Origin of the sequence: Amycolatopsis sp. NPDC005232 (assembly GCF_040607795.1) — a bacterium.
Classification (GTDB): domain Bacteria; phylum Actinomycetota; class Actinomycetes; order Mycobacteriales; family Pseudonocardiaceae; genus Amycolatopsis.
Genome location: NZ_JBEXHL010000079.1, coordinates 1 through 8,361, shown reverse-complemented (window position 1 = coordinate 8,361; position 8,361 = coordinate 1). Strand labels below are relative to the sequence as shown.

Annotated in this window: 9 protein-coding genes and 2 pseudogenes; 6 read left to right on the top strand and 5 right to left on the bottom strand. The window is 66.8% G+C overall.

The features are described 5' to 3' along the window. The first annotated feature begins 372 nt into the window (after positions 1-372). The gene (locus ABZU76_RS51360; RefSeq protein WP_354885776.1) at positions 373-507 is read left to right on the top strand and encodes a hypothetical protein; all 135 of its coding nucleotides are present in this window, start codon (positions 373-375) and stop codon (positions 505-507) included. A gap of 70 nt (positions 508-577) precedes the next feature. On the opposite strand, the gene ABZU76_RS51355 is transcribed toward ABZU76_RS51360, so the two are convergent. Next, positions 578-904: an ABC transporter transmembrane domain-containing protein gene (locus ABZU76_RS51355; RefSeq protein WP_354885773.1), complete on the bottom strand. Its 327-nt coding sequence runs from the start codon at positions 902-904 to the stop codon at positions 578-580. A gap of 275 nt (positions 905-1,179) precedes the next feature. Here ABZU76_RS51355 and ABZU76_RS51350 point away from each other — a divergent pair. Next, positions 1,180-1,746, top strand: a pseudogene (locus ABZU76_RS51350) (hypothetical protein); the annotation flags it as partial. Between the two features lie 123 nt (positions 1,747-1,869). On the opposite strand, the pseudogene ABZU76_RS51345 reads toward ABZU76_RS51350, so the two are convergent. The 4 genes and pseudogenes from ABZU76_RS51345 to ABZU76_RS51330 all read right to left on the bottom strand — a co-directional run. Beyond that, positions 1,870-2,325, bottom strand: a pseudogene (locus tag ABZU76_RS51345) (MBL fold metallo-hydrolase); the annotation flags it as partial. A gap of 34 nt (positions 2,326-2,359) precedes the next feature. Continuing rightward, positions 2,360-2,575, bottom strand: a complete 216-nt coding sequence (locus ABZU76_RS51340; protein WP_354885770.1) for a hypothetical protein — start codon at positions 2,573-2,575, stop codon at positions 2,360-2,362. Between the two features lie 82 nt (positions 2,576-2,657). Then, positions 2,658-3,095, bottom strand: coding sequence for a cupin domain-containing protein (locus ABZU76_RS51335; protein WP_354885767.1), 438 nt, complete (start codon positions 3,093-3,095; stop codon positions 2,658-2,660). Between the two features lie 40 nt (positions 3,096-3,135). Further along, complete coding sequence (locus ABZU76_RS51330; RefSeq protein WP_354885764.1) at positions 3,136-3,885, bottom strand: SDR family oxidoreductase; 750 nt, start codon at positions 3,883-3,885, stop codon at positions 3,136-3,138. A gap of 577 nt (positions 3,886-4,462) precedes the next feature. On the opposite strand from ABZU76_RS51330, the gene ABZU76_RS51325 reads away from it, so the two are divergent. The 4 genes from ABZU76_RS51325 to ABZU76_RS51310 all read left to right on the top strand — a co-directional run bounded on the left by ABZU76_RS51325 (position 4,463) and on the right by ABZU76_RS51310 (position 7,816). After that, positions 4,463-4,732, top strand: a complete 270-nt coding sequence (locus ABZU76_RS51325; RefSeq protein WP_354885761.1) for a hypothetical protein — start codon at positions 4,463-4,465, stop codon at positions 4,730-4,732. Continuing rightward, positions 4,729-6,096 (top strand): peroxidase, encoded by a 1,368-nt coding sequence (locus ABZU76_RS51320; protein ID WP_354885758.1) that lies wholly within the window; start codon positions 4,729-4,731, stop codon positions 6,094-6,096. The genes ABZU76_RS51325 and ABZU76_RS51320 overlap by 4 nt, the downstream gene beginning before the upstream one ends. Next, a complete protein-coding gene (locus ABZU76_RS51315; protein WP_354885755.1) occupies positions 6,096-7,283 on the top strand; it encodes a catalase family protein in 1,188 nt (395 codons plus the stop codon). Before ABZU76_RS51320 ends, ABZU76_RS51315 begins: the two co-directional genes overlap by 1 nt. Positions 7,284-7,360: 77 nt before the next feature. Continuing rightward, positions 7,361-7,816, top strand: a complete 456-nt coding sequence (locus ABZU76_RS51310; RefSeq protein WP_354885752.1) for a VOC family protein — start codon at positions 7,361-7,363, stop codon at positions 7,814-7,816. Positions 7,817-8,361 lie beyond the last annotated feature (545 nt).

Here is an 8,361-nt window from a genome sequence, read left to right as displayed (position 1 = left end):
GGATCGACGTCCAGGCATGCAACTACGAGGGCAACACCGAACTCAGCTGCAGCAACTTCGTGCGCGAGTACGCCGCAGGCTGAGCACCCACACCAACGCAAGGTCTGAACCACCATGAGCACTGGGAGCTCACCGCCACGGGACAGAGACGGTGAGCTCCCGCCGTACTCGCAGCACCCGCTCGACCTCAGGATCGTGAGCGTGCGTCATCGCCGACGCCCTCGTCCCGCGACTCGGCGCGGCGTGGTTGGCCCACGTCACCTCGACCTCGCCGGCGTGCCGCCTTCACTCGGGCGGGGCGAAGCCTGGATCCGAAACGTGCCGCGGTAACGGGATCGGCGTCGACGACCGGGTGGTTTGCCTCCCGAGGGCTTGACCGACGCGAGGCTGACGCGGCTGCTGGCCGCGTGGCGCCGTAGCGTCGAGACCGAGCCGTTCGCGCCGTCGCTGGACGTCGGCGTAATGCACCGCTACTCGCTGCGCCGGCGGGCCACCCGCCACAGCTGAGCACCTCGGACCGCTCTCAATCGAGAAGCTGGTGACCTGCACCTTTCCCGGCGCGGTTGGTCCATCGGCGTTACGCTCGCGGGCAGGTGTCGCCGAGTGGGGACGGTCCCGCTCGCGGGTACGCCGGGAGGTCGCGATGGCCACGAAGCCGGCGAGGGCTGGGTCGCCGCCCGAACGCGTGGATCGTGCGAATACCGTGCAGCGACTCGGACACGAACCCAGCGAGGGCGCCTTCGGCGGCGGCGCGGGTGAGCCGGGTATAGCGGGCAGCGGTAATGAACACCAGTGGGGCACAGGCGATCGCGATCAGCCCGAGGTGCCAGTCGACCGACAGGAGCACCGCGGCGAAGCCGGCGATGGACAACACCCCGGCAACACGGTTGATAGGCAATCTCACCAGTCCCGATGCAAGTACGGCCCGCGTGGTGAGGACTAGTAGTTGCTCACCGACGGTCAACTGACGGTGACCTTGAGGTCCATGCCGGCGTCTTTGTGGGCGTCGACCGGGCAGTAGATCTCGTAACTTCCGGGTTGCAGGGTGACAGTCAGATCACCGGACTGGCCGGTATTCAAGGCACTGGGCAAGGTCTGGTCGGAAACGCCTGGGCCGTCGATCTCGAGTGAGTGCGCGGTTTGACCGGCGTTGACGGCGTGGAACGTGTAGGTGCCGGGATGGAGGTTTTGGGTGGACAGGGCGATGTGGAAGTCGGTCAGAGTCGCGGTCACCGTCGTGCCCGCCGGCGAGTTCGCCGAGGGCGGCGCAGAGGGGGGCTGACTGATCGGACTCGCCGGTCCGGGCGACCCACCGCCACCGCATGCGGTGGCCAAAGCAGCTGTCATCACCAGGCCGAACGGCAGGACAATCCCGCCGACGCGGCCCATGCCGGTGTTCCGCATGCCTACCTCCAAGCTCGGCGTAACGGGTCGTTGCAAGAGATACGAGCGCGTGCTTGTGCGGGATTGCGCGAACGCGGAATACAGTCGACAAACGTGACTCGGAAGCCGAACCGGCAGGCCCGAGCATCTGCCGGGCAATCCCGCCGGCGGGGCCAGCTCGTAGGAGAAGATGTGGGCAGGATCGGCATCCCGGTCGAACTGCTTCCTGACGAGACGCTGCTCGCCGGCCTCGCCACCGGCGAGGCCGAGATCGCTGTCGCGTTCGTGCGCCGGTTCCAGCGCACGGTCTACGGCGTGGGGATCGCCGTGCTCGGGGACAGCCGGCTGGCCGAAGACGTCGCACAGCTCACTTTTGAGCGAGCGTGGCGCCACGCCGAGATCTACGACGCCCGTCGCGGAAGGCACGTTCAGGACGGTCGTGTCGTCGGTGTCGCTGTGGCCGGCGTCGACCGCGAGGACGTGGTGCCCGTCCACGGTGAACCCGCCGTCGGGCACCGGTTGCGCCGGGATCGGGACGGGGGTCGCCGGAAGCTGCCCGGGGAACCACTGCGCCCACGACCTGCCGGGAACGCCGTCGGGTGCGCTGGTGACCATCCGGTCGATCGTGGCCGCAGTGGCGTGGACGGTCACGCCGGGGAACCGCTGGGCGAGCTCACCCGCGGTGAGCCAATGATCGGCATGCCAGTGGGTGATGTAGATGTGGACGAGCCGTTTGCCGAAGGCCTCGATCCAGTTGGCCAGGGCCGTGGCCTGCGCGACGGTGATGGGCGGGTCCACGACAGCGGCCTCGGTCGGGCCGTAGATGAGTGTGTGCGCCAGCGGTGACCACCGCGCGGGCGTGCCGTCCGGCAGCGGCGAGCCGCTGACCGGGAGCAAACCGGAGACGAAGACGCGGTACTGCAGCTGACTGGTTGCAGGCATCGACGGCCTCCGATCCGGCTGGTGGTTCGAGGACCTACGCGGGTTTGCCGGCGTCGATCCAGCGGCGGAAGACGGCGATACGCTCGGCCGGCCATGCTCCGTCGCACGGCATCGTTCCGGCTTCGAGCCGGCCGAGGATGGCGTTGGCGTGGGCCGAGACATCGTCGAAAGACCAGAGGTCGAAGGCGAAGGTCATCGCATCGCGGTCCTGCTCGCGAAACAGTGGCTTGACGTCCTGCTCGAAGTGCATCGGCTCATCCTCCGTTGCGGTTGTAACCGCCATGCCGCCGCCGCTGGCTTCCTGGCACCTCCGTTCGCGTCAGACGGCCCGGTCAGGTCCTCCGCGGGGCCCGGCGGTCTTTGCGCTGGGCGAGCTCTGCTTCCTCCACAAGGACCAGCATCGGCTTGCCGGGTTCGCTCAGCATCGTGACGGTGAACCGGAGCGGGATGTCCTCGCGGTTGTTGCCGTCCTGGTAGTGGATGACGTCACCACCCGGCTCCCAGAACGCCTCTCCGGCGTGCACGACGCGTTCCGGTTCGCCTTCCAGCTCCAGCACCATCTCGCCGTCCAGCACGTAGCCGAACGCCGGGCCGGGATGCCGGTGCGGCGGCGCACCGGGATCGCCGGCTGGATACTCGACGACCACAGTCATCACGTGTGCTCCCGCCGGGATGAAGGGCGGGTCCGCCTCCTGCAGCGTGGTGAACGCCGTCTGCCACGCGGTCGAGCGCGGCTTCTGCCGGGTCGTCGCGGGATCGCTGTTCGGCATGGGAATCTCCTCCGGGGGGATGGGTGGTCGAGGGTGGGCGTCACTTCCCGGTCCGGCCGGGCCAGTCGGCGTAGCGGATCTCGCCCAGGATCGCCGGGCCGATCGGTACCAGGGATTGCTCGCTCAGCTCGGCTTCGAAGTAGCGCGCGTGCGGGTCTGCCACGACCTCGCGCGGGTCGTTGCGGGCGGCGAGCGCGGTGCGGAAGAACTCGTCCATCCGGAACTGCTCGGGGCCGGCGACCTCGACCTTCTCGGTCAGAGGCGAGCCCATTGCGGCCCGCCCGACCGCCTCGGCGACGTCGTCGCCCGCGACGGGCTGGAAAAGCACCGGTGCCATCCGGACCACGCCGTCCGTGGTGGCCGCGTCCGCCATGCGCGGGACGAATTCGAAGAACTGCGTGGCGTGAACGAGCGAGTACGGGATCGGCGACTTTTTGATCAGCGATTCCTGCGCGATCTTCGCCCGGAAGTAGCCACTAGTGGCCAGCCGGTCAGTGCCCACCACCGACAACGCCACGTGATGGCCGACGCGCGCAGTCGTCTCGGCAGCAAGCAGAGTGCGGGTCGAGGTCTCGAAGAACTCCATCACCGCGGCATCCTCGAACGACGGTGAATTCGCCACGTCGACCACCACCGCCGCCCCCGCCAGGACGTCCGAAAGTCCTTCGCCGGTGAGTGTGTTGACGCCGGTGTTCGGCGATGCGGCTACTGCCTGGTGGCCGTGCTCACCGAGCTTTGTCACGAGCTTCGAGCCGATCAGCCCGGTACCGCCGACAACCACGATCTTCATGGGCATTCCTCCGCTGGCGACCGGGCATCTGGCCGCGACTCCTGCAGCCGAAACACAAAGGCCAGCACAAATGGGCGATGAACGGTGTACACACGTGCGCGACTGTCTGCGGACGGGACTGCGCAATTCACGGAGCTGAGCCACTCCCCCGCGCATCTGACCACGCCCTCACCGATCACTCCCTCCTGCGGGCCCGCTGCTCAGCATCCCGCGCCCACACACGGTATTGAAGGGTCGGTTTTTCACCATTCCCGTTCTATCAACTAGTCATGACGGGATCGGCGACACGAACGCTCGACCTCTACCCCGCAAGAAATCGGTGACAGTCAGGGCTCTATGGCAGCCGAGCGGTCCACTCGTATTGCCGGACCGTGCCACGCCGCTGGCCCGGGACAGGCGAAGGTCGAGCCGGAAACGTAGCCACTGCCAGTGATCCCACGTCACGTGCCACGAAGCGAGAGCGCGAGCCGTTCAACCGCAAGCACGGGTTGAAATCCTCGCCGTCGCGGACGCTCGTCGGACGTTGCGCAGCTCGTAACATGGGCGCGGTCGCTGTGGATCGGCCAAGGGAGAAGCCATGTCCACCAACGCCGTCGAGACCGCCGTAACGCGGGAGCAGTGCCGCACCGCCAAGGTGAAACTCCAGTTGATCGAGCGGCCGGTGGCCGCGGCAATAAGGATTCGCAGCTCGTCGGTGAAAGACCCGTTCGTCCAGCACCAGCTCTCGGCCCAGGCCCGGTACGTCGCCAATCCGGACCTGACGGTGGCGGACACGCGCCGGCTGAATGGCGTCGGCGCGGCCGTCGACGAGTTCCTCGACAAGGTTGGCGCCCGGGAACCGAAATGACCGTCACCGACCGCACCGGCGGCGACCTTCCCCGCGGGCGGGTCACGGTCGAGCTCGACGACATCCAAGCGACGGTGCTGCGCTATCGACCGGAGCCCTACTACGGCACGCACGTGATGCTCCACATTGAGGACGCGCGCGCCGGCCGCGAGTTCCTGCGCGAGCTTGTTCCGCGGGTCGACTCCGCCGCCGACTGGTGGCACGCCCGTGAACCCTGGATCGCGGTGGCGCTCACCTACTCCGGGCTGACGGCGCTCGGCGTGCGGGATGACTCGTTGCAGAGCTTCCCGGACGCGTTCCGGGTGGGGATGGCCGCGCGGGCAGGAGAGCTGCGCGAATACGGCGCAAGCGACCCGCAGCACTGGGATCCGGAGTTCGGGAGCGGGGCCATCCACATCGCCGTCAGCGTTTTCAGCGATTCGGAGGAGAAGTGGCGCCGCACGATGGACACGGCGCGGCGCCACTACGAGGGACGCCCCGGACTGAGTTTGCTGGTGGCCCAGAACTTCGGCGCCCAGCCCGGAGACCTGAACCCGCTCGGCTACCGGGACTCGATCGGTCAGCCCGCCATCGAGGGCAGCGGTGTCGAGCCGCTGCCCGGGCAAGGCCCGGCGATCAAGGCCGGCGAGTTCATCCTGGGTTATCCGGGCGAAGCCGGCGTACCGCCGCCGGCTCCACGGCCGGACGCGCTCGGCCGCAACGGCACCTACGTCGGGCTGCGCAAATACCAGTCCCGGGTCGGGGCGTTCAACCGCTTCCTGCACGCGAACGCCCGGACCGGCGACGAGCGGGAGCTGCTCGCGGCGAAACTGGTCGGACGCTGGCGCAGCGGCGCGCCCTTGACCCTCGCGCCGGATCAGGACGACCCGGCGCTCGGGTCGGACCCGCTGAAGAACAACGACTTCACCTACTCCGCCGACCGGCACGGCCTGCAGGTGCCCCTCGGCTCGCACATGCGGCGGATGAACCCGCGCGACAGCGCGATGACCGTGCTGGTCAACGTGAACATCCACCGCATCATCCGGCGCAGCACCACCTTCGGCGCGCCCTATGACCAGAACGCGCTCTCGCAGCTCGACGACGAGACGCCCCGCGGCCTCTATTTCATCTTCTTCAGCGCGAAGGCGATGGCCACGATGGAGTTCCTGCAGCAAGAGTGGATCAACAACGGCAACTTCATGAGCCTCGGCGACGAGCGCGATCCCAACGTCGGACTTCAGGAGGACGGCGCGATCTTCACGATCCCCCACGCGCCGGTGCGGCGCCGGATCCACGGCATCGAGACCTTCAACGTACTGCGGGGAGGCGAGTACTTCTTCCTGCCGTCCCTCACGGCGTTGCGGTGGCTTGGAGAGGAGCACTGATGTCAGCCGGTTTCGTTCGCTACTCACCGGAGATCGAGACCTTCGATCCGAAGCTCAGTGAGTACATGATCAGGATCATCGACTTCTGGGAGACGAAGGTCCGTGAATCGCCGGCAACCGAGGGCAGCGGACGGGCCGTGTGCGGCGCGCACGCGAAGACGATCGGCGTCGTCAGAGCAGCGGTCGAGATTCTGGGTGATGCGAAGGCGCCCTACGCGCAAGGCATCTACGCGAAATCCGGGCACCACGACGCACTGATCCGGTTCTCCAGCGCCTCCAACCACTTGGGGCCGGACGCAGCCCTCGGACCCGTTCTGGGTTTCGCGATCAAGATCTTCGATGTCGGCGGAACGAAGCTCATGGACGACGAACCGGACGCGACCACCTTCGACCTGGTGCTGAAAAACAACCCGACCTTCATCGCCAATACGGCGAAGAACTACCAGTTCATCGAGGAAATCGGCGATCAAGCCGCCGACTACCTGGCGCGTGGACGAGCTGGGTTCCACGAACTCTTGGCCGACCTCCTCACCGGCAAGGGCACCCTCGAGCAGCGGGACTGGGCCTGGGAGGAGTTGTTCGCCTTCGTGAAAGCGGCCACACAGACACCGGTGCGCAATCCGCTGCTCAGCACGTACTGGACGATGGCGGCCGTCCGTCACGGCGACCACGTCGCCAAGGTTCGAGTCGCTCCTGTCGCAGAGAACGCCGAGACGGCGATCCACCACCACCTCGACCTCAGCAGGGCACCGGACGTATTCGGCCCGACCCTGGCGGACGAGCTGCAAGCACACGCCTTCGATTTCGCGCTTCAGGTGCAACTGTGCACCGACCTCGCCGCGATGCCGGTCAATGACACAACCGTGGATTGGCCCGAGCAGCTGTCTCCCTTCGTCACCGTCGGACGGGTGCACCTCCCCCGCCAGGACATCTCGGGACCCGAGAACTTCGACAAGGGCGATGCCCTCGCGTTCAACCAATGGCGCGTCACCGCCGAGCACCGCCCGCTGGGCGAAATCATGGATGTGCGCCGCATCTACGCCACGTCCGCAAAAGTCCGCCGGGCCCTGAATCACCAGCCGCAGCGCGAACCCATCAACGCGGACGAAGTGTTGCCCCCGTCCCGTGGCGGAGACTGGGACCCGCCCACCAGACGGAGGGAGGAAGGCCAGCCACCTTCGGGCTGATGCGGGCCTCGTGGGAGATCGATCTACGCAACTGCGACGACCAGCGGTTCCGACCAAGCGATCGTTAGGAGACACCGATGACGGACCAAGTGGACTTCCCCGCGCCACAGCAGGGGCTGGTTGTCGCGCACTTTCTGACCGTGCGTGACGCGAGGGTCTCGCGAGAGTTCTACGCCGACATCTTCGGCGGCCAAGTCGTGTTGGCCGAGAACCCCACCACCGTCCGGATCGCCAACAGCTGGATCATCATGAACCCCGGAGGTGGACCCACGCCAGACAAACCAGACGTCATCCTGGCACCACCCGAGCCCGGGGATCCAGTGTCGGCCTTCCTCAACATCCGAGTCGCCGACATCGCCGCATTCTATGCCGATGCACAGGCGAAAGGCGCGCACTTCCTCACCGAGCCGAAGGACCGCAAGGCTGAGTTGCGGTGCTACCTCCGCGATCCGGATGGATACCTCATCGAGATCGGACAGGCCACCGGAATGCTGCACGGTGTTTTCGCCGACCGCCGCGCCAGAGCAGGTTGATCGCCATTTCAGTGACAGCGCCCCCGCGATGTACCGCGGCGAGCCGCTGAAACGCGCCGACGATCGAGGCCAGAGCGACTTGCACGCGTTGTCCGCGCAGGCAGAAATGCCGGGATTGTCTTCGTCGAACGTTTGGAGCGTGAACCCTTGACATTGACGAGAATCAATGCCGAGCGAGATGTTCGCCCATCTTCGAGAGTCCCTCACCTGAAACCACGATGCATCCCGATGCCGGGTTCGACCGGAACCCCGCGCCACGACGCGGATCACACCCGTATGTCCACTGTGGTCATTCGAGAGAGTGAATGGGGTCACCGCGTTGAACGCGGAGGGATCGGACGTCGTGTTACTAGTGTCGTGCGCAGGGGCTCGACGAAAATGTTTCCCGACGAAAGGGTCCAACTTATGCGTCAGAGCTCTGACTTATCTCGCGATCAGCTGAATCAGTCGGCGGCTCCGGTCTCCGGCCGCCGCCGGCTGGCCGGCGTGCTGCGGATCCTGTTCGGGGTGGTGTGGGCGATCGACGCCTCGCTCAAGTGGCGCCC

Coding starts and splice junctions, on each gene's coding strand:
- ABZU76_RS51340 (WP_354885770.1), bottom strand. CDS start 2,575: ATGCACTTCGAGCAGGACGTCAAGCCACTGTTTCGCGAGCAGGACCGC.
- ABZU76_RS51335 (WP_354885767.1), bottom strand. CDS start 3,095: ATGCCGAACAGCGATCCCGCGACGACCCGGCAGAAGCCGCGCTCGACC.
- ABZU76_RS51330 (WP_354885764.1), bottom strand. CDS start 3,885: ATGAAGATCGTGGTTGTCGGCGGTACCGGGCTGATCGGCTCGAAGCTC.
- ABZU76_RS51325 (WP_354885761.1), top strand. CDS start 4,463: ATGTCCACCAACGCCGTCGAGACCGCCGTAACGCGGGAGCAGTGCCGC.
- ABZU76_RS51320 (WP_354885758.1), top strand. CDS start 4,729: ATGACCGTCACCGACCGCACCGGCGGCGACCTTCCCCGCGGGCGGGTC.
- ABZU76_RS51315 (WP_354885755.1), top strand. CDS start 6,096: ATGTCAGCCGGTTTCGTTCGCTACTCACCGGAGATCGAGACCTTCGAT.
- ABZU76_RS51310 (WP_354885752.1), top strand. CDS start 7,361: ATGACGGACCAAGTGGACTTCCCCGCGCCACAGCAGGGGCTGGTTGTC.